Source organism: Desertivibrio insolitus, from assembly GCF_017355965.1.
Taxonomy (GTDB): domain Bacteria; phylum Actinomycetota; class Actinomycetes; order Actinomycetales; family Microbacteriaceae; genus JAFIQW01.
In genome coordinates, this window is the sequence record NZ_JAFIQW010000004.1 from 396607 (window position 1) to 422339 (window position 25733).

Genomic DNA, 25733 nt, shown 5'->3' on the forward strand with positions numbered 1-25733 from the left:
AGGAACTCATGAGACGAGCCAAGATCGTCGCGACGCTCGGTCCTGCGACCGCGAGCTACGACAACATCCGGGCCATCATCGATGCCGGCGTCGACGTCACCCGCATGAACCTCAGCCACGGGTCGTACGAGGTGCACGAGGAGGTCTACGCCAACGTCCGCCGCGCCGCGGAGGACTCCGGCCGTGCCGTCGCGGTGCTCGTCGACCTGCAGGGCCCGAAGATCCGCCTCGGCAAGTTCGAGGACGGCCCGTACCAGCTCGCCGAGGGCGACGTCTTCAAGATCACGACCGAGGACGTGCTCGGCACGAAGGAGCTGTCGTCGACGACGTTCAAGGGCCTGCCCTTCGACGTCAAGCCCGGCGACCCGCTACTCATCGACGACGGCAAGGTCGCGCTCGTCGTGACCGACAGCGACGGCACCGTCGTCACGACGCGCGTCGTCGTGCCCGGCCCGATCAGCAACAACAAGGGCATCAACCTGCCCGGCGTCGCCGTCAACGTCCCCGCGCTCAGCGAGAAGGACGAGGCCGACCTGCGCTGGGGCCTCCGCCTCGGCGCCGACATCATCGCGCTGTCGTTCGTGCGCAACGCCTCCGACGTCGAGCGCGTGCACGCGATCATGGCGGAGGAGGGTCGCAAGGTCCCCGTCATCGCGAAGATCGAGAAGCCGCAGGCCGTCGACAACCTCGAGGAGATCATCGACGCCTTCGACGGCATCATGGTCGCCCGTGGCGACCTCGGCGTCGAGCTCCCGCTCGAGGCCGTGCCGATCGTGCAGAAGCGCGCCGTCGAGCTGTGCCGCCGCATGGCGAAGCCCGTCATCGTGGCGACGCAGGTGCTCGAGTCGATGATCTCGAGCCCGCGGCCGACCCGCGCCGAGGCATCCGACTGCGCCAACGCCGTGCTCGACGGCTGCGACGCCGTCATGCTCTCGGGCGAGACCAGCGTCGGCGAGTTCCCCGTCATCACCGTGCAGACGATGGCCCGCATCATCGAGTCGACCGAGGACCACGGCCTCAGCCGCATTCCTCCGCTCGGCACGAAGCCCCGCACCCAGGGCGGCGCCATCACGCTCGCGGCCGCCGAGGTCGCGGACTTCGTCGAGGCGAAGTACGTCTGCGTCTTCACCGAGTCGGGCGACTCGCTGCGCCGCATGTCGCGCCTGCGCTCGTCGATCCCGATGCTCGCGTTCACGCCGAACGAGGAGACGCGTCGCCGGATGTCGCTGACGTGGGGCTCGCGCACGTGGCTCGTCGACCGCGTCACCCACACCGACGCGATGTTCCACCAGGTCGACGAGGTGCTGCTGCGTGAGGGCCTCGCGAAGCCCGGCGACAAGGTCGTCGTGATCGCCGGTTCCCCTCCCGGGATCGCCGGCTCGACCAACGACCTGCGCGTGCACCGCGTGGGCGACGCCGTCGACGGCACGGTGCCCGGCTACACCAAGGTCTAGCCGCACCACGAGCAAGGGCCCGGTCTCCGCGAGGAGCCGGGCCCTTTCGGTCGTCCGGGGTCAGTCGACCTGGAACGCGACCGTCGAGGTGAAGTACACCGTCGGGGCCCCCTCGAGCCAGACGAGGGTCAGCACGTGCTCGCCGGTCTCGAAGTCGTCCTGCGGGATCGTGACCTCGAGCCGACCGTCGGCGCCGGTCGTCGCGTCGACCTCCGTCATCTCGTTCTGGTCGTCGACGTAGTACGAGATCGACTCGGGGTCCGCGGAGGAGTCGGCGGGGAAGCGCACCGAGACCGGCTCGGAGGCGTCGAACTCGCCCGTGCCCTCGGAGTCCTCGGTGCCTGCGTCCGGGTTCACCCATTCCACGCCCTCACCCTCGGCGGGCGGCTGGGGCGACTGCAGGAAGTAGTCGACGCCCTCCTGGATGACGGGCCACGCGTCGGCCTCGGTGCCCTCCTCGGTCGTCGCCGTGACGAGGGTGTAGTCGGCGGCCTCGGAGAGCGTGATCGTGTAGCTCAGCTCGGCATCCGTCTCGAGGAGCGCGGGGTTGATCACGGCGCCGGTCGTCGCGGCCTCGGCGAAGGTCTCCTCGTCGCCCCAGGTGGTGCGGGCATCACTCGTCAGCTGGGCGAACGCGGTGGCGTAGTCGCCCTCGCGCAGCAGCTCGATGTACTCGGCGACCGCCTCGCTGCCGGGGTCGCCGGGCGTCGCCTCGTCCGGCTGCGCGCCCGGGCCGTCGTTCGCCTCGTTGCGCACCTCGCCGAGCTGAGTGCGAGCGGGGTCGCAGGCCGTGAGGGTCAGGCCGAGACCGAGGGCGAGGACGGATGCGGTGATGCCGGTGCGCAGACGAGACGTGGTCATATCTCGACGCTAGGCCGCGATCCCCGTCCGACAGGCGATGTACACCGTCGGCTCAGGGCCCTCAGAGGGACGCTTCAGCGGAACCCCGAAGTACGACGCGCTCCCACAGCACCCCGACGAGCGCGAACACGAACGCGAGCACCGCGGCGGAGGCGGTGAGGAGGAACGCGCTGCGCGCCTCGCCGTGCTCGATCAGCAGGCCGGCGACCGCGCTGCCCACCGTGACGCCGAGCCCGAGGCCCGTGGCGGGCCAGGTGAGGAGCTCGGTCAGGCGCTCGCGCGGCGAGCGGGACTCGACGAGGGCGGTGCCGAGGATGAGCACGGGGCAGATGCTGAGCCCGGCGACGAGCGAGAGCCCGATGAGCGCCGGAATGGTGTCCGCGAGCAGCACGGTCGGCAGCAGCAGGGCGAACGCGGCCGCGGCGACGAGCAGCCGCAGCGAGGGCGTGCCGGGCAGCGTGAGCGAGCCGAGCACGACGCCCGCGATGACGCTGCCGACGGCGAAGATGCCGAGCGCGACGCCGGAGCCGGCGGCGAAGCCCCGCTCCTCGGCGAAGGCGACGACGCCGACGTCGAGCGAGCCGAACACGAGGCCGACGGCGAGGAAGACGGTGACGGGCGGGAGGATGCCGCGCACGCGCCCCCGCGGGCGCTGCTCGGCGGTCGCGGTACGCACCGGCGGCTCGGTGGCGCGCTGGGGGAGCAGCGCGAGCGCACCGGCGACCCCGATGCCGACGCCGGTCAGGAACCCGAGCGCGGGCCAGACGGCGGTCGCGAGCAGCGTGACGAGCGGGGGGCCGAGCACGAAGGCGAGCTCGTCGGCGACCGACTCGAGGGAGAACGCGGTGTGCCGGTCCCCGTCGTCGTCGAGCGTCGCGAGCCACCGGGCACGCGACAGCACGCCGAGATCCACCGCGGTCGCGCCGACGGCGAGGGCGAGCACGATCCAGGTCCAGGCAGGCGCGCCGAGCACGACGACGGCGACGAACGCGAGCGCGGCGGCCACCTGCACGGGCAGCGCGAGAGCGAGCACGCGCCGCTGACCGAGCCGGTCCACAGCACGCGACCACTGCGGCCCCGCCACCGCGACGGAGATCGCGATCGCGCCGGCGACCGCTCCCGCGATCGCGTAGTCGCCCGTCTCGCCGGCCACGAGCAGCACGGCGGCGATGGCCATCGTGGCCTTCGCGAAGCGGCCCACCCAGGCGGCGCCGGCGAACGAACGGGTGCCCGGGAGGGCGAGGATGCGACGGTACGGCCCGACGAGGGACGGCATGAAGCGCTGCTCCGAATTCCGGCCGCGCGAAAGCGGGGCTGCCCGGCTGGCGGATCGCACGACCCCGACAGAGTACCGCGGAGGTGTTTGAGCAGGGGGAGGGGGAGGGGACAGTAGGGAGCGCCGGATGCCGCGGGCATCCGGCATCCGATCGACGGAAGGACCAGCATGACGAGCGACGACGACAACCAGCCGCACGGCGAGAACCCCTCGGTCGGCGAGGCCTCGGGCGAGGGCATCGACAAGCCCTCCCAGGCCGAGGGCGAGGACTTCGACCAGGACAGCGCCGACGAGACGACCACCGACGGCAAGGGACCGGGCGACAAGCCCTCGCAGGCCGAAGGCTGACGACGACCGATCAGATCAGGGGCGGGATGCTGCGGCGTCCCGCCCCTCTTCTTCGAGCGCGAGCCGGTAGCGGTCGAGCACCTCGCCCCGTCGTTCCTCGCTCCCGTCGGGCTCGAACCCGAGCCGGGTGAGCAGCGAGACCGACCGCTCGTTGCCGGGCACCACGACGGCCAGCACGACCGCGACGCGCCACTCCCGCGCGAGCGCGAGCATCGCCCGGCACGCCTCGGACGCGACTCCCCGCCCCCACACGGCACGGGAGAACGCGAACCCGAGCTCGCTCGACGCGGCATCGCGCCTCAGCAGCACCTCGCCGACGACGTGGGCGGTGGCCGCCTCCTCGACGGCGAGCACGAGCCAGTCGCCGTCGCGCTCGGCGCGGTGCTGGGTGAGCTTGCCCCGGAGCGTCTCCTCGACGGCGGCGCGGTCCCGCACCGGCCAGGGCAGGAAGCGCACGACCTCCGGATCCGAGTGGGACTCGAGCAGGTCGTCGGCGTCCGTCCACTCGTGCGCCCGGAGCACCAGACGCTCCGTGCGCAGCGGCTCGGTCACGTGCCAGGGCTCGATCGTCACGAGGACATCGTGCCCGAAGACCGACGCCTGCCGACCCGCTGCACAAGACACGTCACCTCATCGCGACGTGCGCGCACGACCCTCCGGGTCGCACCCGCACGTCGCACTGGTGCCGGATGTGGGACTTGAACTCCGCCCCATCCGCACGGCCGTGCCGCAGCGCTGCGCGCCGCGCCCCGGAACCGGCGGACGGGGACCCCGGTGTGTGCCGGCGCCCACCTCTGTCGTCATCGCGACGTGCGCGCACGACCCTCCGGGTCGCACCCGCACGTCGCACTGGTGCCGGATGTGGGACTTGAACCCACACGCCCGAAGGCAAAGCATTTTGAGTGCTCCGCGTCTGCCATTCCGCCAATCCGGCGCACGAGGGTGACGATGAGGACGATACCTCAAGGCTAGGATTTATCCGTGAGTGACGTAGAAACCACCCCCGCCGCACCCCGTCGTGTCGTCGTCGCCGAGGACGAGTCGCTCATCCGTCTCGACATCGTCGAGACCCTGCGCGACAACGGCTTCGAGGTCGTCGGCGAGGCCGGCGACGGTGAGACGGCCGTCGCTCTCGCGACAGAGCTGCGCCCCGACCTGGTCGTCATGGACGTGAAGATGCCCCAGCTCGACGGTATCTCCGCCGCCGAGCGGCTGACCAAGGCGCACATCGCCCCCGTGGTGCTGCTCACGGCGTTCAGCCAGAAGGAGCTCGTCGAGCGCGCGAGCGAGGCCGGCGCCCTGGCCTACGTCGTCAAGCCGTTCACGCCGAACGACCTGCTGCCCGCGATCGAGATCGCGCTGAGCCGCTATCAGCAGATCATCACGCTCGAGGCCGAGGTCGCCGACCTCGTCGAGCGCTTCGAGACCCGCAAGCTCGTCGACCGCGCCAAGGGCCTGCTCAACGAGAAGATGGGCCTCACCGAGCCCGAGGCGTTCCGCTGGATCCAGAAGGCGTCGATGGACCGCCGCCTCACGATGCACGACGTCGCCCAGGCGATCATCGAGCAGCTCGCCCCCAAGAAGGGCTGATCGGCGCCGCCGCGTCCGGAGCGGCAGCGCATTCCGATCAGCGCTTCGGGTCAGTGCGAGCGCCGCTTGACGCCTCCCGCCGCGGCGGTCGCCCGCTCGAGCTCGCCGGGCGGGTGGGCGGATGCCGCGAGGCGCGCCCTCCGCGCGACGGCGTCCTCTCCGGTCGCGACGGCACTCGCGAGCAGCGCGGCGCGGGCCAGCCACACGGGACCGTCGACGGCCCACCGGTCGAGCACGCCCTCGGCGCGTTCCCGGTCCCGGCCGTCGAGCCGGGCGACGAGCGGACCGGTCACGTCGACCGCGAGCGGGTCGACGAGTTCGTCGATGCGCGCTTCGCGCACGAAGCCCTCGATCCGGGTCAGGTCGTGCGCGTCGAGCTCCTTCACCCTCGACTGCAGGAGCACGATCGCGGCGAGCCGTCGCTCGAACACGGGAAGCCCCCACAGCTCGGATGCGAGTGCGACGACCTCGTCGCGACCCAGCCCGCGGAACTTCCGCCCCGCGTCGCGCACGACGCCCCGCACCGCGCCCACGGACGCGCCGTAGTGCGCGAGGCCGGAGCCGAGGCGGCGGCGCTCGTCCTCCCCGCGCTCGGGCGACCCCTCGTACTGCAGGGTCTCGTTGATGAACCGGGCCGGCTCGGTCACGCGGCTCAGCGGTCGCGCAGCATGTTCGTCATCCGCACGGTCGAGAGCCGGCGGCCCTCCTCGTCGCGCATGACGATCTCGTGCGTCGCGAGCGTGCGCCCGAGCACGAGCGCCTCGCAGGTGCCGGTCACCCAGCCGGATGTCACGGAGCGGCTGTGCGTCGCGTTGATCTCGATGCCCACGGCGTACCGCCCGGGTCCGGCGTGGATCGCCGACGACACGCTGCCGAGGCTCTCGCCGAGCACGACGTGAGCGCCGCCGTGCAACAGCCCGATCACCTGTGTGTTCCCCTCGACCGGCATGCGGGCGACGCTGCGCTCGGCCGAGAGCTCGAGGAACTCGATCCCCATCTTCTTCGCGAGGGCACCGCCGCCGGAGGCGACGATCCTCTCGTACAGCTCCGGGTCGAGGTCGTCGGGGAAGACGGTCATCGCGCTCCTTGCGAGGCGGTCGGACGGCGGTGGCAGTCGGTCGGGCGACGTCGGAGGGCGCGGTTAGGCTGGCTCCGTGCCGGACAGCTCGAAGCCTACCCTCATGGTCATCGACGGGCATTCGCTCGCGTTCCGGGCGTTCTACGCCCTCCCCGTCGACAGCTTCGTCACCCGTGACGGGCAGCACACGAACGGCATCCACGGGTTCATCTCGATGCTGCTGCTCCTGCTGCAGAACGAGAAGCCGACCCACCTCGGCGTCGCGTTCGACATCTCGCGGTTCTCGTTCCGCACCCGGGACTACCCCGAGTACAAGGCCACCCGCAGCGAGACCCCGCCGGAGTTCTCGGGACAGGTGCCGCTCCTGCAGGAGGCGCTCAAGGCGCTCGGCGTCGCGACCCTCACCAAGGAGGACTACGAGGCCGACGACATCCTCGCGACGCTCGCGAAGAAGGGCGCAGACGAGGGCTACCGGGTGCTCCTCGTCTCCGGCGACCGCGACACGATCCAGCTCGTCAACGACGACGTGACGCTGCTGTACCCCAACGCGCGCGGGGTGTCCGAGCTCAAGCGCTACGACCGCGACGCGGTCATCGAGCGTTACGGCATCGAACCGCACCAGTACCCCGAGATCGCGGCCCTCGTCGGCGAGACGAGCGACAACCTCATCGGCATCGACAAGGTGGGCGAGAAGACCGCCGTCAAGTGGATCAAGCAGTACGGCTCGCTCGAGAACCTCCTCGAGCACGCCGACGAGATCAAGGGCGTCGTCGGGCAGAACCTGCGCGACCAGAAGGAGAACGCGGTCCGCAACCGCCGCCTCAACCGCCTGCTGACCGACGTCGAGCTGCCCTTCGGGCCGGACGACCTCGAGCGGCGCCCGATCGACGAGAACGCCGTGCGCGAGATCTTCGGCCGGCTGCAGTTCCGCACCCTGCTCGAGCGCGTGATGAAGCTCGAGGGCAACGGAGCGACCCCCGCCGGGGCGCCGCCGGTCGCCGACGAGCTCGCCCCCAAGGCCCCGGCCGTGCGCACCCTCGTCGACGAGGAGCTCGCGCACTGGCTGCAGACGGTGTCGAAGCAGGGCACGGAGCCGGTCGCGCTGCGCGTCGAGACCGGCATCAACGGAGTCACCGGCTTCGGCCTCGCGACCGAGCACGAGTCCGCCTACGTGCCGTGGGCACCCGGTCGCCCCGACTACACGGCTCTCGAGGAGTGGCTCGCGAGCGACGCCCCGAAGCTGCTCGTCGACGCGAAGGCGCAGTACAAGGCCCTCGCCCGCGCGGGCCTGCCGCTCCGCGGTATCGCCTTCGACACCGGCATCGCGGGCTGGCTGATCCGCCCGGGGCAGAAGGCTCCGGACCTCGCGACCCAGGTGTACGACCTGCTCGGTGAGAACCTGCCGCAGGGCGACCCGAACCAGCTCGTGCCCGAGACCGACGAGACGAGCATCGCGACCGAGGCCTGGTACGTCGTCCGCGTCGCCGAGCAGCTCTCGATCCAGCTCGAGGAGGGCACCCGACGGGTGCTCGACGAGATCGAGCTCCCGCTCGTCCCCGTGCTCGCCCGCATGGAGCTCGACGGGGTCGCCGTCGACCACGACCTGCTGAAGCGCCTCCTCACCGAGCTCGGCGACAAGGCCAACGACCTCGCCCAGCAGTCCTTCCAGGTGCTCGGTCACGAGCTCAACCTCGGCTCGCCCAAGCAACTGCAGCAGGTGCTCTTCGAGGAGCTCGGCATGCCGAAGACCCGCGCCAACAAGAGCGGGTACACGACGGATGCCGCAGCGCTGGCCGACCTGCAGGAGCAGCATCCGCACCCGTTCCTCGACCTCCTCCTGCAGCACCGCGACGCCTCGAAGCTCCGTCAGATCGTCGAGACGCTCGAGAAGAGCGTCGACCGCGACAGCCGGATCCACACGACGTACGACCAGACGGGCACGAGCACGGGCCGCATCTCGTCGAACGACCCGAACCTGCAGAACATCCCCGTGCGCACGGGCGTCGGTCGCGACATCCGCCAGGCGTTCGTCGCCGGGCCCGAGTTCGACACGATGCTCACCGCGGACTACTCGCAGATCGAGATGCGGATCATGGCGCACCTCTCCGGCGACGAAGGCCTCATCCGTGCCTTCAACGAAGGCGAGGACCTGCACCGCTTCGTCGGCGCCTACGTCTTCGACGTCGACCCCGCGGACGTCACGCCGCTCATGCGCACCAAGGTGAAGGCGATGTCCTACGGGCTCGCCTACGGCCTCAGCGCCTTCGGCCTATCGAAGCAGCTCCGCATCGACACGAGCGAGGCGAAGCAGCTCATGGCCTCGTACTTCGCGCGCTTCGGCGCGGTGCGCGACTACCTGCGCAACGTCGTCGAGCAGGCGAGGATCGACGGCTACACCGAGACGATCTTCGGCCGCCGCCGTCCGTTCGGCGACCTCACCTCCACGAACCGGGTGCTGCGCGAGAACGCCGAGCGCGCCGCATTGAACGCGCCCATCCAGGGCTCCGCCGCCGACATCCTGAAGCGCGCGATGCTCGACATCGCGGCCGACCTACGGCAGCGGGATCTCCGCTCGCGGATGCTGCTTCAGGTGCACGACGAGCTCGTGTTCGAGGTCGCCACCGGCGAGCTCGACGCGCTCACCGAGGTCGTGCGCAGCCGCATGGCCGGCGCCGCGGAGCTCAAGGTGCCGCTCGAGGTGCAGGTCGGCACGGGCGCGAACTGGGACGCCGCCGCGCACTGAGCCTCGCCCGACCGGAACGGCCGGCCGCTCGACTCCGGCTCGGGCTCTCGTTGCCGACTCCCGGCTCTCGCTGCCCTGCTCGCGCTCGAGCGGCCGGCGAACTGCAGAGCGCTTCGACGTAGAGGGCTCCCACCAAGCTCGGCGGACGATGGGTCGCACCGCGCCCGCTAACAGGACCGGGTGTCATCCGCAATCTCTTCCGTGCCGCCTCGCCGCGGCGAAGTGTGGGAAGCAACAGCAACGGAAGTTCGACTCGACCCACAAGTCCGCTCCGCTCACCGACGGACGCGGAAGTACGGGCAACACGCCGTTCCCAGGGAATTGACATACAGACACAAACGGACTTGCATAGGCGGGAACAGACACCGAAACGGACACGTCCGGTGACTGCCGCCGACCTGAGAACCAACGACAACGGAGTCCGCCCTTGTACGCGCCGGAGCGTCACCAGCAGATCCTCGACACCGCTCGCTCGCGCGGCCGTGTCGAGGTCGCGGGGCTCGCGCGCGAGCTCGCGGTCACTCCCGAGACCGTCCGCCGCGACCTGACCGCCCTCGAGCGCCGCGGCGTGCTGCGTCGCGTCCACGGCGGGGCGATCCCGGTCGAGCGGCTCGGCGTCGAGCCCGCCGTCGCCGAGCGTGAGGGCAAGGCCCCCGAGCAGAAGGACCGCATCGCCCGCGCCGCTCTCGACGAGCTGCCCGACGGCGGCTCGCTCATCCTCGATGCCGGCACGACGACGGTGCGGCTCGCGCACCTGCTGCCCAGCGACCGGGAGCTGTCGGTCGTCACCAACTCCATCGCCGTGGCATCCGCCCTCATCGCGAAGCCCAACGTGACGCTGCACATCCTCGGCGGCACGGTGCGCGGCCGCACAGAGGCCGCCGTGGGTGCGTGGACGCGCGCGCAGGTCGCCGAGCTCTTCGTCGACGTCGCCTTCATGGGCACGAACGGCATCAGCCTCGAGCGCGGGCTGACCACCCCCGACACCGCCGAGGCCGCCGTCAAGCGCACGCTCATGGACTCCGCCCGCCGGGTCGTCGTGCTCGCCGACTCCAGCAAGTTCGGCCGCGAGGACTTCGCGCGGGTCGCGCCGCTCTCGGCCGTCGACACGATCATCACCGACGACGGGCTCGACGCCGAGCTCGCCGGCGACGTCGAGAACGCCGGCCCGAGGCTGGTGATCGTGTGATCGTCACCGTCACGCTCAACCCCAGCCTCGACCGCACGCTCGAGATCGACAGCCTGGAGCCCGGCGGCGTCATGCGCACGGGGGCGCCCCGCCTCGAGGCCGGCGGCAAGGGCGTCAACGTGACCCGCGCCCTCGCCGTCAACCACGTGCCGAGCGTCGCGGTACTGCCGCTCGGCGGGGGAGAGGGCGCCGACATGATCCGGCTGCTCGAGCTCGACGGCATCGTCGCGCGCGTCGTGCCGATCGCCGGGCGCACCCGCTCGAACATCACGATCGCCGAGGCCGACGGCACCGTCACCAAGCTCAACGAACCGGGACCCGAACTCGGGATCGACGACGTCGCGGCCATCGCGGCGGCCATCACGGCCGCAGCCGGCGCCGGCGACTGGCTCGTCTTCTCCGGCAGCATGCCTCCGCACTGCACCGAGGCGGCCCTCGCCACCCTGCTCGACGCCGCTGCCGAGACCGGCGCGCACCTCGCCGTCGACACGAGCGGCCCCGCACTGCACTCCTGCGTCAAGGCACGGCCGCGCCTCGTGAAGCCCAACCGCGAAGAGCTCAGCGAGCTCGTCGGCGAGCCGCTCGACTGCCTCTCCGACGTCGTGTCGGCGGCCGAGCGGGTCCGCGCCCAGGGCGTCGAACGCGTGCTCGTCAGCCTCGGCTCCGACGGCGCCGTACTCGTCGGCCCGAGCGGCGTGCTCGTGGGGGAGTCGCGCGTCGACTTCGCCCGGAGCACCGTCGGCGCGGGCGACTGCTTCCTCGCGGGGTTCCTCGCGAGGTTCTCCCGCGACGAGGCCGACGAGCCCGCCGCGCTGCTCGAGGCCCTCGCCTGGGGCGCCGCCGCCGCGACCCTGCCGGGGAGCGCCGTGCCTGGCCCCGACGACCTCGACTACACGAACGTCCAGCTGGTGAGGCAACCAGACCTGGATCGGCCACTCGTGGCCGGCTGACCCACCCCACCCCGCACCATCCGCTGCATCGAAGGAGCACCTCAGAAATGTCCGAATACACGCCCACGGTCACCGGGACCGGCTGGCGCGCCCGAGTACAGAAGTTCGGCGCGTTCCTCGCCGGCATGATCATGCCGAACCTCGGCGCGTTCATCGCCTGGGGCCTCATCACCGCCCTGTTCATCCCCGACGGCTGGATCAACGAGATCGCGCGTCTCGTGAGCCAGAACCCCGACGCGACCGTGCCGTTCGCGACGACGACCGCGGCCCTCGTCGGGCCGATCATCGTCTTCCTCCTGCCGATCCTCATCGGCTACACCGGTGGACGCATCGTGCACGGCCAGCGCGGCGCCGTCGTCGGCGCGGTCGCGACGATCGGTGTCATCCTGACGCCGCTCGCCTACGGCCAGGCCGAGTCGATCGCCGACCTGGGACCGCAGTTCCTCGGCGCGCTCGTCATCGGTCCGCTCACCGCGTGGATCCTCAAGCAGTGGGACAAGCTCGTCGAGGGCAAGCTCCGCTCCGGCTTCGAGATGCTCGTCGACAACTTCTCGGCCGGCATCATCGGTGGCGCCATGGCGATCGTCGGTCTCTACGGCCTGGGCCCGATCGTCACGGCGATCAACAACGGCTTCGCCGCCGCCGTCGGGTTCCTGATCTCGAACAACCTGCTCCCGCTCGCCGCGATCATCATCGAGCCGGCGAAGGTGCTGTTCCTCAACAACGCGATCGGTAACGGCATCCTCGTTCCGCTGGGCGCCGACCAGGCCCAGGAGGCCGGCAAGAGCATCCTGTTCATGCTCGAGTCGAACCCCGGCCCCGGTCTCGGCATCCTCCTCGCGATGATGCTCTTCGGACCCCGCGCCGTCCGCCCGACCGTGCCCGCCGCGATCGTCGTGCAGTTCCTCGGCGGCATCCACGAGATCTACTTCCCGTACGTGCTGATGAAGCCGGTGCTGTTCGCCGCCGCGATCCTCGGTGGCGCCTCCGGCATCGCCGTCTTCGCCCTCACCGGCGTCGGCCTCCGCGGCCCGGCCTCGCCCGGCTCGATCATCGCCTACCTGCTGGTTTCCCCGCCGTCGGACATCGTCTTCATCCTGCTGGGTATCGTCGTTTCTGCGGCGGTCGCGTTCGGCGTCGGCGCCCTTCTCCTCGGCTTCGGCCGGAAGGAGCCGGCGATGGACCTCGACGAGGCGAAGGCGCAGAGCAAGCGCAACAAGAACAAGCCCGAGGCAGCGACCGCCTAGTCCTCGGACTCGACACAAGGAGACACCATGGCAACCATCGACGGTTCGAGCATCAAGAAGCTCATCGTGGCGTGCGACGCCGGTATGGGCTCGAGCGTGATGCTCGCCGGCACCCTGAAGAAGCAGCTCGCGAAGACGGGCGTCACGGTCGAGCACTCGCCCGTGGCCAACATCCCGGCCGACGCGGACGTCGTCGTGACGCAGGCCGGCCTCGCCGACCGCGCGCGCTCGACGGTGCCCGGCGTGCCCGTCGTGCCGTTCCAGCTGTTCATGGGCGACCCCGCCGTGACGAAGGTGGTCAAGGCCATCCAGTCCGGCGAGACCGTCGAGGTCTGAGGATGACGGACGGTAGCCCCGCAGCGCTGACGGACCTCATCGCGCCGGAGTCCATCCGGCTCGACGAGCGTGCCGCGAGCCGCGACGACGCGATCCGCCAGGTCGGGCAGGTCCTCCTCGAGGCCGGCGCGATCGAGGAGTCGTACGTCGACGCGATGCTCGAGCGCGAGAACAGCGTCTCCACGTTCGTCGGCGAGGGTGTCGCGATTCCGCACGGCACCCTCGCCGGCAAGGAGTCCGTCAAGAAGGACGCCCTCGTCGTGCTCCGGTACCCCGAGGGCATCGACTGGGACGGCAACGACGTGCGCGTCGCGATCGGCATCGCCGCGAAGGGCAACGGGCACATCGCTCTGCTCTCGCAGCTCGCCACCGTGCTCCTCGACCCCGAGAAGGCCGAGGCGCTGCGGAACGCGACGACGAACGACGAAGTCTACGCGCTCCTCGAGTCCTCCGACGAGGACGACGCGGAGTAGCGAGACGGACACGACCGACAGGTGAAAGCAGCGACGTTCTACGCGCCGGGAGACATCCGGCTCGAGGAGATCCCCGAGCCCGCCGTCTCGGCGGGCGAGGTGAAGCTCCGGGTACGCAACTGCTCCACCTGCGGTACCGACCTCAAGATCTACCGCTCCGGGCATCCGAACATGTCGGCGCCCCAGGTGATGGGTCACGAGGTCGCCGGCGAGATCGTCGAGATCGGCGCCGGGGTTGAGGGCTGGAACGTCGGGGACCGCGTGCAGATGATCGCCGCGGTCCCCGACGGGACCTGCGTCGAGTGCCTCTCGGGGCACCCGACCGTGTGCCTCAACCAGCGCTCGACGGGCTACCAGTTCCCCGGCGGCTTCGCCGAGTACCTCGTCGTGCCGGAGCAGGTGCTCCGCGTCGACGGGCTCACCCGCATCCCCGACACGCTCGGCTTCGCCGAGGCGTCCCTCGCCGAGCCGCTCGCGTGCGTGCTCAACGGCCAGGAGCTCGCCCGGGTGGGGGAGGGCGACACGGTCGTCGTGATCGGGGCTGGCCCGATCGGATGCCTGCACGTGCGCCTGGCCCGCGCCCGCGGCGCCGCCCGCGTGCTGCTGTTCGACATGAACGCGGAGCGACTCGCCGCGGCGACCGCCCTCGTCGCGCCCGACCTCGCCCTCGCCGCGGGCGACGACCCCGTCGAGGCCGTCCTCGAGGCGACCGGTGGCCGTGGCGCGGACGTCGTCATCACCGCCGCCGCCTCGGCCGCCGCCCAGGAGCAGGGACTTCGGATGCTCGCGCGCCGCGGCCGGCTCAGCCTCTTCGGCGGTCTGCCGAAGGACGCGTCGACGATCACGGTCGACGCGAACCTCGTGCACTACCGCGAGCTCACGATCGTCGGCGTCAACGGCTCGAGCCCCGCCCAGAACAAGGCCGCCCTCGAACTCATCGGCTCCGGCCGCGTGCCGGTGGCCGACCTCATCACCCACACGCTTCCCCTCGACCGCCTGCTCGACGCCTTCGCGATCGTCGAGCGCGGCGAGGCGATCAAGGTCACCATCGAGCCGTAGCGCTCACCATCAACGGAAGGAATCCCATGGCAGAACGCACCGTCACCGTCGCTTCGAGCGTCGGTCTGCACGCCCGCCCCGCCTCGCTCTTCTCGCAGGCGGCCGCGAAGACCGGCGTGCCGGTCACCCTGACCTCCGCCGCGGGCAAGAGCGTCAACGCCGCCAGCATCCTGGGCGTGCTCTCGCTCGGCATCGGCCACGGCGAAGAGGTCACCCTGAGCGCGGAGGGCGACGGCGCGGACGCCGCCCTCGACAGCCTCGTCGAGCTGCTGAACACCGACCTCGACAAGCAGTAGCACGACGGAGCCCACGGGCCCCGCGGCATCGGATTCCCAGTTCCGGATGCCGCGGGGCCCGTGCCGTTCGCGGGCACGGTGCTCGAGCGTGGTCAGGGCCCGTACGAGCGCTCGCTCGGCGCCGATCTCGATCGCCTCGGCCCCGCGCCCGCTACTCCCGCCGGATCCCGGCGGCCGCGGCGACTTCCGCTGCTGCCGCCCGCGCGGGCCGGTGTTCCGGACAGCCCTACTGTTGAGTCATGACCACTGACCGCACTCCCACGCCGATCGACGCCGTCGCGGAGCGGTGGGTCGACACCCTCGTCGACCTCGAGCCCACCGTCGGCACCTACATCGGCCGCCGTGAGAACGACCACCGCTTCGGCGACCTCTCGCCCGCCGGACACGAGACCTACATCAGCGCCGCGAAGGCGGCCCTCGCCGACCTCCGGGCGGAGCAGCCCGTCGACGACGTCGACCGCGTGACCCAGACCGACCTCGGCGCCGAGCTCGAACTGGCGATCGAGAAGTCCGACGCCCTCACCCACCTCTCCGACGTCAACGTCATCGCCTCGCCCGCGCAGGAGCTGCGCGACGTGTTCGACCTCATGCCGACGGCCACCGAGGAGGACTGGGGCACGATCGCGCGCCGCCTCTCCGCCGTGCCCGCCGCCGTCGAGGGCTGGATCGAGACCCTGCGGCTCGGCATCGAGAAGGGCTCGACGCCCGCCCGCCGTCAGGTCGGCGAGGTGCTCCAGCAGCTGCGCAAGAACGCCGCGTCCGACGGGTTCTTCGCGACCTTCGCCGCGGGCGCCGCGCCCGAGCAGGGCGAGCTGCCGGAGAGCCTCCGCGCCGACCTGGCGAAGGGCGCCGGCGCCGCGGCATCCGCCTACGGCACCCTCGCCGAGTTCTTCGAGACCGAGCTGCTGCCCGCCGGGCGCGAGCAGGACGGCGTGGGCCGCGAGCTGTACGCGCTGCACTCCCGCGGTTTCCTCGGCGCGACGATCGACCTCGACGAGACCTACGAGTGGGGCATCGAGGAGCTCGCGCGCATGGTCGCCGAGCAGGAGTCGATCGCGAACGAGATCAAGCCGGGCGCGAGCGTCGAGGAGGCCGTCGCGTACCTCGACGCCGACCCCGCGCGCAAGCTCGTCGGAACCGAGGCGCTGCAGCGCTGGATGCAGGAGACGAGCGACCGCGCCGTCGCCGAGCTCGGGGCCACCCACTTCGACATCCCCGAGGAGATCCGCACCCTCGAGTGCATGATCGCCCCCACCCAGGAGGGCGGGATCTACTACACCGGCCCGACCGACGACTTCTCGCGGCCCGGCCGCATGTGGTGGTCCGTCCCCGCCGGCGTCACGGAGTTCGCGACCTGGCGCGAGCTCACGACCGTGTACCACGAGGGCGTGCCCGGCCATCACCTGCAGATCGGCCAGGCCGTCTACAACCGCGCCAAGCTCAACACCTGGCGGCGCCAGCTCGCCGGCACCTCGGGTCACGCCGAGGGTTGGGCGCTCTACGCCGAGCGCTTGATGGAGCAGCTCGGCTACCTCGACGACCCGGCGGACCGGCTCGGCATGCTCGACGGGCAGCGGATGCGCGCCGCCCGCGTCGTCCTCGACATCGGCGTGCACCTCGGCAAGCCGCTGCCCGACGGCTCCGGCACCTGGACCGCCGAGTACGCCTTCGACTTCATGGGACGCAACGTCAACATGTCGAAGGAGTTCGTGCACTTCGAGGTCAACCGCTACCTCGGCTGGCCCGGACAGGCGCCGTCGTACAAGGTCGGCCAGCGCCTGTGGGAGCAGATCCGCGACGCCTATCGCGAGCGCGAGGGCGACGCCTTCGACATGAAGCGCTTCCACCGCAACGCCCTCGACCTCGGGGGAGTGGGCCTCGACACGCTCCGTCAGGCGCTGCTCGGCTGACCCGCCGCGACGGGGCGGGCGGAATACCGGTTCGGCCCGCCCCGTTGCATCGGTTGCCGTCTGTGTCACAGGCGGTTGTGACCGGCCGGATCCACCGGCTAGTCTGGGCTGTCGCTTGCTTAGCGACCCCTATCCGCCTGCCGTGCGGCAACAACAAGCACCACCGTCGTCACGGCCCGATCATGTCCATATCTGGAGCACCCACTACATGACCACCATTACGACCGAGAAGGCAGCCAAGCAGGTTGCGATCAACGACATCGGATCTGCTGAAGATTTCCTTGCCGCGGTCGAGAAGACTCTGAAGTTCTTCAACGACGGAGACCTCATCGAGGGCACCGTCGTGAAGATCGACCGCGACGAGGTCCTCCTCGACGTCGGTTACAAGACCGAGGGTGTCATCCCCTCGCGCGAACTTTCCATCAAGCACGACGTCGACCCGAGCGAGGTTGTTCAGGTCGGCGACAGCGTCGAGGCCCTCGTCCTCCAGAAGGAGGACAAGGAGGGTCGTCTCATCCTGTCGAAGAAGCGCGCTCAGTACGAGCGTGCCTGGGGCGACGTGGAGAAGATCAAGGAGGCCGACGGCGTCGTGACCGGTTCGGTCATCGAGGTCGTCAAGGGCGGCCTGATCGTCGACATCGGACTCCGCGGCTTCCTCCCGGCTTCGCTCATCGAGCTCCGCCGCGTGCGCGACCTCACGCCGTACCTCGGCCAGGAGATCGAGGCGAAGATCCTCGAGCTCGACAAGAACCGCAACAACGTCGTGCTGTCCCGCCGCGCCCTGCTCGAGCAGACGCAGTCGGAGAGCCGCACCACGTTCCTCAACAACCTGCACAAGGGTCAGGTTCGCAAGGGCGTCGTCTCGTCGATCGTCAACTTCGGTGCGTTCGTCGACCTCGGCGGCGTCGACGGTCTCGTCCACGTCTCCGAGCTCAGCTGGAAGCACATCGAGCACGCCAGCGAGGTCGTCGAGGTCGGCCAGGAGGTCACCGTCGAGATCCTCGAGGTCGACCTCGACCGCGAGCGCGTCTCCCTGTCGCTCAAGGCGACGCAGGAGGACCCGTGGCAGGTCTTCGCCCGCACCCACGCGATCGGTCAGGTCGCGCCGGGCAAGGTCACGAAGCTCGTGCCGTTCGGTGCGTTCGTCCGCGTGGCCGACGGCATCGAGGGCCTCGTGCACATCTCGGAGCTGTCGAGCAAGCACGTCGAGCTCGCCGAGCAGGTCGTGTCGGTCGGCGACGAGGTCTTCGTCAAGATCATCGACATCGACCTCGAGCGTCGCCGCATTTCGCTGAGCCTCAAGCAGGCCAACGAGGGCGTGGACCCCGAGGGCACCGAGTTCGACCCGGCGCTGTACGGCATGCTCACGGAGTACGACGAGCAGGGCAACTACAAGTACCCCGAGGGCTTCGACCCGGAGACCAACGAGTGGCGCGAGGGCTTCGAGGCCCAGCGCGAGAAGTGGGAGCAGGACTACGCTGCCGCCCAGGCTCGCTGGGAGGCGCACAAGCGCCAGGTCGCCGCGGCCAACGCCGAGGAGGCCCGCGACAGCGGCACCACCTCGTACTCCGCGGAGTCCAGCTCGGCCGGCACGCTCGCCGACGACGCGTCGCTCGCGGCGCTTCGCGAGCGGCTCTCGAGCAACTCCTAAGCAGTACCCCTGGAGGGCCCGGCGTTCCGACGCCGGGCCCTTCGGCGTTCCCGGACCACGAAGACCACGAGCACGACGAGTCCGGCGAGCAGCACGACCACGAGCAGGGGCAGCAGCACCGCGGATGCCGCCAGCGCGACGCTGCCCACGTCCTCCAGAGCGCTCACGGCGGGGGCCGCGAGGCCGCCCGTCATCGCGTTGAGCGCCGGTCGCGCCGCCGCCTTCACCAGGTGCACGACCAGCGCGAGCACGACGCCGGTGACGACCGGCACCCACGCGTTCGAGGAGAAGAACTCGGCGGGGTCGCTGACGGTCGTTGTCTGGGCCGCGGTTCCGGAGCCGAAGACGATGCCCCCGGATGCCGGGCGCACGACGGTCTGCAACAGGTCGTTGACGCTGTCGACGGCGGGCACCTTGTCGGCGACCACCTCGAACACGAGCAGCACACCCAGGATGACGAGCACCCACTCGTTCGACAGCCACGCCCAGGCGTCCGGCAGCGCGACGAGACCCGTGAAGCGGTCGAGCAGTCCGAGCAGCAGCATCGGCACGTAGGCGTTCAGGCCCGCCGCGGCGGCGAGCCCGGCTCCCGTGAGGAACTCCACCATGACCCGATGCTAGCCTCGGCCCTCGTGTACCTGATCGGGCTCACCGGCGGAATCGCCTCGGGCAAGTCGGTCGTCGCGGCCCGTCTCGCGTCGCACGGCGCCGTGCACATCGACGCCGACGTGATCGCCCGGCAGGTGGTCGAGCCCGGCACTCCGGGCCTCGAGGCCATCCGGCGCGAATTCGGCGAGGCCGTGATCACGGCCGAGGGCACGCTCGACCGTCCTGCACTCGGCGCGATCGTGTTCGCCGACGAGGAGCGCAGGCTCGCGCTCAACGCGATCACCCATCCCGCCGTGTGGCGGCGCGTGAAGGAGCTGATCGCCGACGCCGCCGCGGACGACCCGCACGCGGTGATCGTCTACGACGTGCCGCTGCTCGCCGAGGGCCGCGCGGAGCGACAGCTCGAGTTCGACCTCATCGCGGTCGTGCACGCGCCGGCACCGACGCGGGTCCAGCGCATGGTCGAGCTGCGCGGCATGGCGCGCGACGAGGCGGAGCGGCGCATCCGGGCTCAAATCGACGACGACGCGCGCCTCGCGATCGCCGACGTCGTGATCGACTCCTCCGGCACCCTCGAGCACACGCTCGAGCAGGCCGACGACCTGTGGCGGCGGGCGCGCGCCGCGGCGTGACGCGGCAGCGGGCACGCCCGCGTCATGACCTGGCCCGCGTCGCTCGTCCTGCGACCGGCACGGGGCCGCGCCGACTCAGCCGGGCTGGTCCGCGGGGATCAGACGGGCTCGCCCGTCGGGTCGTCCGCCCCGATGTCGGCGAGCTGCAGCCCGCCGATGGGGTCCTCGCTCCAGCTGCGCACGTCCCAGCCCGAGTCGGGGTCACCCTCGAGCACGACCATGCCGGTGTTGTCGAGCTCCCGTCCCAGGGCGTCCTCGAGGCCGAGGTTGCGTCCGCGCCCGGCGACCCACGCTCGGATCGCGGCGCCGTGGCTGAACACGGCGACCGCCTCGTGCCCGTCGACCGCCTCGGCGATGGCCCGGTCGTAGCGGGCGAAGAACTCGTGGCCGCTCGGGCCGCCCGGCATCCGGGGCGCCATGTCGTCGCGCCACGAGAGCACCGTGGAGATGTACAGCCATTGCGCCTCGCGGTCGGTGCGCATCTCGAGGTCGCCAGCCTCGATCTCCTCCAGCCCGGGCACGACCCGGGGCTCGAGTCCGCGCTCCTCGGCGAGCGGCGCGGCCGTGTGGTGCGTACGCACGAGCGGACTCACGGCGATCGCGTCGATGCGCTCTCCCTCGAGCGCGTAGGGGATCGCGGCGGCCTGGCGCTCACCGAGCTCGGTGAGGCCGGGGCCGGGCGCCGCGGTGTCGAGGGCGCCAAGGACATTGCTGGGGGTCTGGCCGTGCCGGATGAGGAGTAGTCGCATTCTCCTTCGACCATAGATCGTCCAGCCGGGCGGACGCCGGGCACGGACGGAAGGGGTTGACTCCTGCGTCATCCGTCCGCCTGCGGTGAACGCCCCGGCCGCTGTCGGTGGCCGTTCCTACACTGGGAGCCATGAAGACCACTCGTTCCGTGCGCCCGTTCGAGGTCGTGAGCGAGTACGCCCCGAGCGGCGACCAGCCCGCGGCGATCGAGGAGCTCGCGCAGCGCATCAACGCCGGTGAGACCGACGTCGTGCTGCTCGGCGCGACGGGTACCGGTAAGTCGGCGACGACCGCCTGGCTCATCGAGAAGGTGCAGCGGCCGACGCTCGTGCTCGCGCACAACAAGACGCTCGCGGCTCAGCTCGCCAACGAGTTCCGGGCCCTCATGCCCAACAACGCCGTCGAGTACTTCGTCAGCTACTACGACTACTACCAGCCAGAGGCCTACGTGCCGCAGACGGACACCTTCATCGAGAAGGACTCGTCGGTCAACGCGGAGGTCGAGCGGCTGCGGCACTCGACGACCAACTCCCTGCTCAGCCGGCGCGACGTGGTCGTCGTGTCGACGGTGTCCTGCATCTACGGCCTCGGCGCCGCGGAGGAGTACCTCGAGGCGATGGTCGCGCTGCAGGTCGGTCAGCGCATCGACCGCGACCGCCTCGTCCGCGCCTTCGTCGGCATGCAGTACCAGCGCAACGACATCGACTTCTCGCGCGGCAAGTTCCGCGTGCGCGGCGACACCATCGAGATCATCCCGATGTACGAGGAGCACGCGATCCGCATCGAGATGTTCGGTGACGAGATCGAGGCGCTGTACTCCCTGCACCCGCTGACGGGCGACGTGCTGAAGCAGATGGACGCCGTGTCCGTGTTCCCCGCAACGCACTACGCGGCGAGCCCCGAGACGATGCGCCGCGCGATCACAACGATCCAGGAGGAGCTGGGGGAGCGGCTGCGCGAGCTCGAGTCGCAGGGCAAGCTCCTCGAGGCGCAGCGCCTCCGCATGCGCACGCAGTTCGACATCGAGATGATGGAGCAGATCGGCTTCTGCAACGGCATCGAGAACTACTCTCGGCATATCGACGGCCGCGCGCCCGGTGAGGCGCCGCACTGCCTGCTCGACTACTTCCCCGACGACTTCCTCGTCGTGATCGACGAGTCGCACGTCACCGTGCCGCAGATCGGCGCGATGTACGAGGGCGACGCGTCGCGTAAGCGCACGCTCGTCGAACACGGCTTCCGCCTGCCGAGCGCGATGGACAACCGCCCGCTCAAGTGGGAGGAGTTCCTCGACCGCGTGGGCCAGAAGGTCTACCTGTCGGCGACCCCCGGCCGGTACGAGCTCGGCATCACCGACTCCGTCGTGGAGCAGATCATCCGTCCGACGGGCCTCGTCGACCCCGAGATCGTCATCAAGCCCACGAAGGGGCAGATCGACGACCTGCTCGAGGAGATCCGCCTGCGCGTCGAGCGCGACGAGCGCGTGCTCGTGACGACGCTGACCAAGAAGATGGCCGAGGAGCTCACCGACTTCCTCGGCGAGCACGGCGTCAGGGTGCGGTACCTGCACTCCGACGTCGACACGCTGCGCCGGGTCGAGCTGCTCACCGAGCTGCGCGCCGGCGTCTACGACGTCCTCGTCGGCATCAACCTGCTGCGCGAGGGCCTCGACCTGCCGGAGGTGTCGCTCGTCGCGATCCTCGACGCCGACAAGGAGGGCTTCCTCCGCTCGTCGACGTCGCTCATCCAGACGATCGGCCGCGCGGCGCGCAACGTGTCGGGCCAGGTGCACATGTACGCCGACACGCTGACCGACTCGATGGCGCTCGCGATCGACGAGACGAACCGGCGCCGGGCGAAGCAGATCGCGTACAACGAGGAGCGGGGCATCGACCCGCAGCCGCTGCGCAAGAAGATCGGCGACATCACCGAGTTGCTCGCCCGCGAGGGCGCCGACACGGCCGCCCTGCTCGCGGGGCGCGACGGCGGCAAGAAGAAGTCGCCGACGCCGAACCTCCGCACGACAGGGCTCGCCGCCCAGGGCGCGAACGAGCTCGAGTCCGTCATCGCCGACCTCAACGAGCAGATGCTGCAGGCGGCGGCCGAGCTCAAGTTCGAGCTCGCCGCGCGACTCCGCGACGAGGTCTCCGACCTCAAGAAGGAGCTGCGGCAGATGAGCGCGGCCGGCCACATCTAGCCGACGAGCGGATGCTGCGGAGCGCGTGCGCCGTGGCATCCGCCGCCCCGCTTCTCTCCAGCCCAGCGAATGGGGCGGAAACGGCCCGCCCGGAGTCCGGCACCAGCAACCGGATGCCGCCGAGGGCGAACGTCCGGCGGCGATGTCGGTGGTCTTCGTACAATTGACAGAGTGTCGATCTCGTCTGTCGAAGGCTCCCACAAGCTCTCCGTGAGGGGCGCTCGCGTCCACAACCTCAAGGACGTCGATCTCGAGATCCCGCGCGACTCTCTCGTCGTGTTCACGGGGCTCTCCGGATCGGGCAAGTCCTCGCTCGCCTTCGACACGATCTTCGCCGAGGGCCAGCGCCGCTACGTCGAGTCGCTCTCCGCGTACGCCCGCCAGTTCCTGGGCCAGGTCGACCGCCCCGACGTCGACTTCATCGAGGGCCTGAGCCCCGCCGTGTCGATCGACCAAAAGTCGACCAACCGCAATCCGCGGTCGACCGTCGGCACGATCACCGAGATCTACGACTACATGCGTCTGCTCTGGGCGCGCATCGGCGTACCGCACTGTCCGATCTGCGGCGAGCGGATCGAGAAGCAGTCGGTGCAGCAGATCGCCGACCAGCTCATGGCCCTGCCCGAGCGCACCCGCTACCAGGTGCTGAGCCCCGTCGTCTCGCAGAAGAAGGGCGAGTTCGTCGACCTCTTCAAGGAGCTCGCGGCATCCGGGTACTCCCGCGCGATCGTCGACGGCGAGATGGTGCAGCTCACGAACCCGCCGAAGCTGAAGAAGCAGATCAAGCACGACATCTCGGTCGTCGTCGACCGTCTCGTCGCCGGCCCCGACATCCTGACCCGCCTCACCGACTCCCTCGAGACCGCGCTGCGGCTCACCGACGGGCTCGTGACGATCAACTACGTCGACGAGGAGGGCGACAAGGCCTGGCGCACGTTCAGCGAGAAGCTGTCCTGCCCGAACGGGCACCCGCTCCAGCTCTCCGAGATCGAGCCGCGCACGTTCTCGTTCAACGCGCCGTTCGGCGCCTGCCCCGAGTGCTCCGGCCTCGGCACCCGCATGGCGGTCGACCCCGACCTGCTGCTCGGCGACGAGGAGCTGAGCCTCAACGACGGCGTGATCCTGCCGTGGACCAACTCCGGCAAGGGCCTGTTCAACTACTTCGGCAAGCTGCTCGACGGACTCGCCCGCGACCTGGGCTTCTCGCTCGACACCCCGTGGCGCGACCTCAACGAGGACGTGCAGGAGGCGGTGCTCAAGGGCAACGACTTCGAGGTCGTCGTCAAGTGGCGCAACCGCTACGGCCGCGAGATGAAGTACTCCACCGGCTTCGAGGGCGTCATTCCCTACATCGAGCGCAAGTACCTCGAGGCCGAGACCGACACGCAGCGCGCCCGCTTCGGCGAGTACCTGCGCGAGGTGCCGTGCCCCGTCTGCAAGGGCAAGCGGCTGAAGCCCGAGGTGCTGAGCGTGCTCGTGCACGAGCGCAGCATCGCGGACGTTGCCGAGCTGAGCCTCGCCGAGACGTACGACTTCATGCAGATGCTCCGCCTCACCGACCGCGAGGCGCACATCGCCGCGGCCGTGCTGCGCGAGATCCGCGCCCGCCTCGAGTTCCTCATCGAGGTCGGGCTCAACTACCTCACCCTGTCGCGGTCGGCCGGGTCGCTCTCGGGCGGCGAGGCGCAGCGCATCCGCCTGGCCACCCAGATCGGGTCGGGCCTGACCGGCGTGCTGTACGTGCTCGACGAGCCCTCGATCGGGCTGCACCAGCGCGACAACCGCCGCCTCATCGACACCCTCGTCAAGCTCAAGAACCTCGGCAACACGCTCATCGTCGTCGAGCACGACGAGGACACCATCCGCACCGCGGACTGGATCGTCGACATCGGCCCCGGGGCCGGGGAGCACGGCGGCGAGGTCATCCACTCGGGCGACTACGACGCGCTCATCGCCAACCGCAAGTCGGTCACGGGCGACTACATCGCCGGCCGGCGCGCGATCGAGGTGCCGAAGAAGCGCCGCAAGATCGACCGCAAGCGGCAGCTGACGGTCGAGGGCGCCCGGGCGAACAACCTCCAGAACGTCTCGGTCGACTTCCCGCTCGGCGCGTTCGTCGCGGTCACCGGGGTCAGCGGCTCGGGCAAGAGCACGCTCGTCAACGACATCCTCTACAAGGTGCTCGCCAACAACCTCAACGGCGCCCGCCAGATCCCGGGCAAGCACACCCGGGTGCGCGGACTCGACGACCTCGACAAGGTCGTGCACGTCGACCAGGCTCCGATCGGGCGCACGCCGCGCTCGAACCCGGCGACGTACACGGGCGTCTTCGACCGCATCCGCACCCTCTTCGCCGAGACCGTCGAGGCCAAGGCCCGCGGCTACCTGCCCGGCCGGTTCAGCTTCAACGTCAAGGGCGGCCGCTGCGAGAACTGCTCGGGCGACGGCACCATCAAGATCGAGATGAACTTCCTGCCCGACGTCTACGTCGCGTGCGAGGTGTGCGGGGGAGCGCGGTACAACCGCGACACCCTCCAGGTGCACTACAAGGGCAAGAACATCGCCGAGGTGCTCGACATGCCAATCGCCGAGGCCGCCGAGTTCTTCGAGCCGATCAGCGCGATCCACCGCTACCTGAAGACGCTCGTCGACGTCGGGCTCGGCTACGTGCGGCTCGGTCAGAGCGCCACGACCCTCTCGGGTGGCGAGGCGCAGCGCGTCAAGCTCGCGACCGAGCTGCAGCGCCGCTCGAACGGGCGCACCGTGTACGTGCTCGACGAGCCGACGACGGGCCTCCACTTCGAGGACGTGCGCAAGCTCCTGATGGTGCTCAACGGGCTCGTCGACAAGGGCAACACCGTGATCACGATCGAGCACAACCTCGACGTCATCAAGAGCGCCGACTGGATCATCGACCTCGGCCCCGAGGGCGGCGCCGGCGGCGGCACGATCCTCGCGACGGGCACTCCGGAGCAGATCGCGCGGGTTCCCGAGAGCCACACCGGCCGCTTCCTCGAGGAGATCCTCGGCACGGAGCCGGTGCGGGTGCACGGCGAGCGTCAGAAGGCGGGTACGGCCGCCTGA

General features: G+C 70.4%; 23 protein-coding genes and 1 tRNA gene. 16 read left to right on the forward strand and 8 right to left on the reverse strand.

Annotated elements, in window-relative coordinates:
- The first annotated feature begins 8 nt into the window (after nucleotides 1-8).
- The gene (gene pyk, locus JUB10_RS11420; RefSeq protein ID WP_207456797.1) at nucleotides 9-1454 is read left to right on the forward strand and encodes a pyruvate kinase; all 1446 of its coding nucleotides are present in this window, start codon (nucleotides 9-11) and stop codon (nucleotides 1452-1454) included.
- Nucleotides 1455-1514: 60 nt separating this feature from the next.
- Here the strand turns inward: pyk and JUB10_RS11425 are convergent, their stop codons facing one another.
- Both JUB10_RS11425 and JUB10_RS11430 read right to left on the reverse strand, forming a co-directional pair.
- The gene (locus tag JUB10_RS11425; protein ID WP_207456798.1) at nucleotides 1515-2315 is read right to left on the reverse strand and encodes a hypothetical protein; all 801 of its coding nucleotides are present in this window, start codon (nucleotides 2313-2315) and stop codon (nucleotides 1515-1517) included.
- 61 nt (nucleotides 2316-2376) lie between these two features.
- Nucleotides 2377-3591, reverse strand: coding sequence for an MFS transporter (locus JUB10_RS11430; RefSeq protein ID WP_207456800.1), 1215 nt, complete (start codon nucleotides 3589-3591; stop codon nucleotides 2377-2379).
- Nucleotides 3592-3759: 168 nt separating this feature from the next.
- Here JUB10_RS11430 and JUB10_RS11435 point away from each other — a divergent pair, with 168 nt between their 5' ends.
- Nucleotides 3760-3939 (forward strand): hypothetical protein, encoded by a 180-nt coding sequence (locus JUB10_RS11435; protein WP_207456801.1) that lies wholly within the window; start codon nucleotides 3760-3762, stop codon nucleotides 3937-3939.
- Nucleotides 3940-3954: 15 nt separating this feature from the next.
- Here JUB10_RS11435 and JUB10_RS11440 read toward each other — a convergent pair whose 3' ends face one another.
- Complete coding sequence (locus JUB10_RS11440) at nucleotides 3955-4512, reverse strand: GNAT family N-acetyltransferase (protein ID WP_207456802.1); 558 nt, start codon at nucleotides 4510-4512, stop codon at nucleotides 3955-3957.
- A gap of 277 nt (nucleotides 4513-4789) precedes the next feature.
- Nucleotides 4790-4873, reverse strand: a tRNA-Leu gene (locus JUB10_RS11445).
- 47 nt (nucleotides 4874-4920) lie between these two features.
- Between JUB10_RS11445 and JUB10_RS11450 the strand changes: the two genes are divergently transcribed.
- Nucleotides 4921-5529 (forward strand): ANTAR domain-containing response regulator, encoded by a 609-nt coding sequence (locus JUB10_RS11450; RefSeq protein ID WP_207456803.1) that lies wholly within the window; start codon nucleotides 4921-4923, stop codon nucleotides 5527-5529.
- Nucleotides 5530-5579: 50 nt separating this feature from the next.
- On the opposite strand, the gene JUB10_RS11455 is transcribed toward JUB10_RS11450, so the two are convergent.
- Together JUB10_RS11455 and JUB10_RS11460 are read right to left on the reverse strand one after the other, a co-directional pair.
- Nucleotides 5580-6176: a DNA alkylation repair protein gene (locus JUB10_RS11455; RefSeq protein ID WP_207456804.1), complete on the reverse strand. Its 597-nt coding sequence runs from the start codon at nucleotides 6174-6176 to the stop codon at nucleotides 5580-5582.
- Between the two features lie 5 nt (nucleotides 6177-6181).
- Nucleotides 6182-6607: a hotdog fold thioesterase gene (locus JUB10_RS11460; protein WP_207456805.1), complete on the reverse strand. Its 426-nt coding sequence runs from the start codon at nucleotides 6605-6607 to the stop codon at nucleotides 6182-6184.
- A gap of 76 nt (nucleotides 6608-6683) precedes the next feature.
- Here JUB10_RS11460 and polA point away from each other — a divergent pair, with 76 nt between their 5' ends.
- The 10 genes from polA to rpsA all read left to right on the forward strand — a co-directional run bounded on the left by polA (nucleotide 6684) and on the right by rpsA (nucleotide 18461).
- The gene (gene polA, locus JUB10_RS11465) at nucleotides 6684-9350 is read left to right on the forward strand and encodes a DNA polymerase I (RefSeq protein WP_207456806.1); all 2667 of its coding nucleotides are present in this window, start codon (nucleotides 6684-6686) and stop codon (nucleotides 9348-9350) included.
- Nucleotides 9351-9777: 427 nt separating this feature from the next.
- Nucleotides 9778-10539, forward strand: a complete 762-nt coding sequence (locus tag JUB10_RS11470) for a DeoR/GlpR family DNA-binding transcription regulator (RefSeq protein WP_207456807.1) — start codon at nucleotides 9778-9780, stop codon at nucleotides 10537-10539.
- Nucleotides 10536-11489: a 1-phosphofructokinase gene (gene pfkB / locus JUB10_RS11475; protein ID WP_207456808.1), complete on the forward strand. Its 954-nt coding sequence runs from the start codon at nucleotides 10536-10538 to the stop codon at nucleotides 11487-11489. The genes JUB10_RS11470 and pfkB overlap by 4 nt, the downstream gene beginning before the upstream one ends.
- A gap of 47 nt (nucleotides 11490-11536) precedes the next feature.
- Complete coding sequence (locus tag JUB10_RS11480) at nucleotides 11537-12736, forward strand: PTS mannitol transporter subunit IICB (protein WP_207456809.1); 1200 nt, start codon at nucleotides 11537-11539, stop codon at nucleotides 12734-12736.
- Nucleotides 12737-12763: 27 nt separating this feature from the next.
- Complete coding sequence (locus tag JUB10_RS11485; protein WP_207456811.1) at nucleotides 12764-13072, forward strand: PTS sugar transporter subunit IIB; 309 nt, start codon at nucleotides 12764-12766, stop codon at nucleotides 13070-13072.
- Between the two features lie 2 nt (nucleotides 13073-13074).
- On the forward strand, nucleotides 13075-13545 hold the full coding sequence (locus JUB10_RS11490) for a PTS sugar transporter subunit IIA (RefSeq protein WP_207456813.1): 471 nt from the start codon (nucleotides 13075-13077) through the stop codon (nucleotides 13543-13545).
- Between the two features lie 21 nt (nucleotides 13546-13566).
- Entirely contained in the window at nucleotides 13567-14604 is a 1038-nt protein-coding gene (locus tag JUB10_RS14940; RefSeq protein WP_207456815.1) for a zinc-dependent dehydrogenase, read from the forward strand.
- Nucleotides 14605-14630: 26 nt separating this feature from the next.
- Nucleotides 14631-14900 (forward strand): HPr family phosphocarrier protein, encoded by a 270-nt coding sequence (locus JUB10_RS11500; RefSeq protein ID WP_207456817.1) that lies wholly within the window; start codon nucleotides 14631-14633, stop codon nucleotides 14898-14900.
- A gap of 239 nt (nucleotides 14901-15139) precedes the next feature.
- Nucleotides 15140-16810: a DUF885 domain-containing protein gene (locus JUB10_RS11505; RefSeq protein ID WP_207456819.1), complete on the forward strand. Its 1671-nt coding sequence runs from the start codon at nucleotides 15140-15142 to the stop codon at nucleotides 16808-16810.
- 208 nt (nucleotides 16811-17018) lie between these two features.
- A complete protein-coding gene (gene rpsA / locus JUB10_RS11510) occupies nucleotides 17019-18461 on the forward strand; it encodes a 30S ribosomal protein S1 (protein ID WP_207456821.1) in 1443 nt (480 codons plus the stop codon).
- Here rpsA and JUB10_RS11515 read toward each other — a convergent pair.
- Nucleotides 18458-19069 carry a DUF4126 domain-containing protein gene (locus tag JUB10_RS11515; protein ID WP_207456823.1) on the reverse strand — a complete coding sequence of 204 codons (612 nt, stop codon included), beginning with the start codon at nucleotides 19067-19069 and terminating at the stop codon, nucleotides 18458-18460. The two genes, rpsA and JUB10_RS11515, sit on opposite strands and share 4 nt — an antisense overlap.
- A gap of 24 nt (nucleotides 19070-19093) precedes the next feature.
- Here JUB10_RS11515 and coaE point away from each other — a divergent pair, with 24 nt between their 5' ends.
- Nucleotides 19094-19702 carry a dephospho-CoA kinase gene (coaE, locus tag JUB10_RS11520; protein WP_207457085.1) on the forward strand — a complete coding sequence of 203 codons (609 nt, stop codon included), beginning with the start codon at nucleotides 19094-19096 and terminating at the stop codon, nucleotides 19700-19702.
- A 98-nt stretch (nucleotides 19703-19800) separates the two neighbouring features.
- Here coaE and JUB10_RS11525 read toward each other — a convergent pair whose 3' ends face one another.
- Complete coding sequence (locus JUB10_RS11525; RefSeq protein ID WP_207456825.1) at nucleotides 19801-20451, reverse strand: histidine phosphatase family protein; 651 nt, start codon at nucleotides 20449-20451, stop codon at nucleotides 19801-19803.
- Nucleotides 20452-20582: 131 nt separating this feature from the next.
- Between JUB10_RS11525 and uvrB the strand changes: the two genes are divergently transcribed.
- Together uvrB and uvrA are read left to right on the forward strand one after the other, a co-directional pair.
- Nucleotides 20583-22649, forward strand: coding sequence for an excinuclease ABC subunit UvrB (gene uvrB / locus JUB10_RS11530; RefSeq protein ID WP_207456827.1), 2067 nt, complete (start codon nucleotides 20583-20585; stop codon nucleotides 22647-22649).
- Nucleotides 22650-22820: 171 nt separating this feature from the next.
- Complete coding sequence (gene uvrA / locus JUB10_RS11535; protein ID WP_307859204.1) at nucleotides 22821-25733, forward strand: excinuclease ABC subunit UvrA; 2913 nt, start codon at nucleotides 22821-22823, stop codon at nucleotides 25731-25733.

What these genes read in the sequence shown, in the direction of transcription:
- JUB10_RS11460 (WP_207456805.1), bottom strand. Translation starts at nt 6,607, where the DNA reads ATGACCGTCTTCCCCGACGACCTCGACCCGGAGCTGTACGAGAGGATC.
- JUB10_RS11425 (WP_207456798.1), bottom strand. Translation starts at nt 2,315, where the DNA reads ATGACCACGTCTCGTCTGCGCACCGGCATCACCGCATCCGTCCTCGCC.
- JUB10_RS11525 (WP_207456825.1), bottom strand. Translation starts at nt 20,451, where the DNA reads ATGCGACTACTCCTCATCCGGCACGGCCAGACCCCCAGCAATGTCCTT.
- JUB10_RS11490 (WP_207456813.1), top strand. Translation starts at nt 13,075, where the DNA reads ATGACGGACGGTAGCCCCGCAGCGCTGACGGACCTCATCGCGCCGGAG.
- JUB10_RS11505 (WP_207456819.1), top strand. Translation starts at nt 15,140, where the DNA reads ATGACCACTGACCGCACTCCCACGCCGATCGACGCCGTCGCGGAGCGG.
- JUB10_RS11515 (WP_207456823.1), bottom strand. Translation starts at nt 19,069, where the DNA reads ATGGTGGAGTTCCTCACGGGAGCCGGGCTCGCCGCCGCGGCGGGCCTG.
- JUB10_RS11500 (WP_207456817.1), top strand. Translation starts at nt 14,631, where the DNA reads ATGGCAGAACGCACCGTCACCGTCGCTTCGAGCGTCGGTCTGCACGCC.
- uvrB (WP_207456827.1), top strand. Translation starts at nt 20,583, where the DNA reads ATGAAGACCACTCGTTCCGTGCGCCCGTTCGAGGTCGTGAGCGAGTAC.
- JUB10_RS11435 (WP_207456801.1), top strand. Translation starts at nt 3,760, where the DNA reads ATGACGAGCGACGACGACAACCAGCCGCACGGCGAGAACCCCTCGGTC.
- JUB10_RS11430 (WP_207456800.1), bottom strand. Translation starts at nt 3,591, where the DNA reads ATGCCGTCCCTCGTCGGGCCGTACCGTCGCATCCTCGCCCTCCCGGGC.
- JUB10_RS11480 (WP_207456809.1), top strand. Translation starts at nt 11,537, where the DNA reads ATGTCCGAATACACGCCCACGGTCACCGGGACCGGCTGGCGCGCCCGA.
- pyk (WP_207456797.1), top strand. Translation starts at nt 9, where the DNA reads ATGAGACGAGCCAAGATCGTCGCGACGCTCGGTCCTGCGACCGCGAGC.
- JUB10_RS11485 (WP_207456811.1), top strand. Translation starts at nt 12,764, where the DNA reads ATGGCAACCATCGACGGTTCGAGCATCAAGAAGCTCATCGTGGCGTGC.
- rpsA (WP_207456821.1), top strand. Translation starts at nt 17,019, where the DNA reads ATGACCACCATTACGACCGAGAAGGCAGCCAAGCAGGTTGCGATCAAC.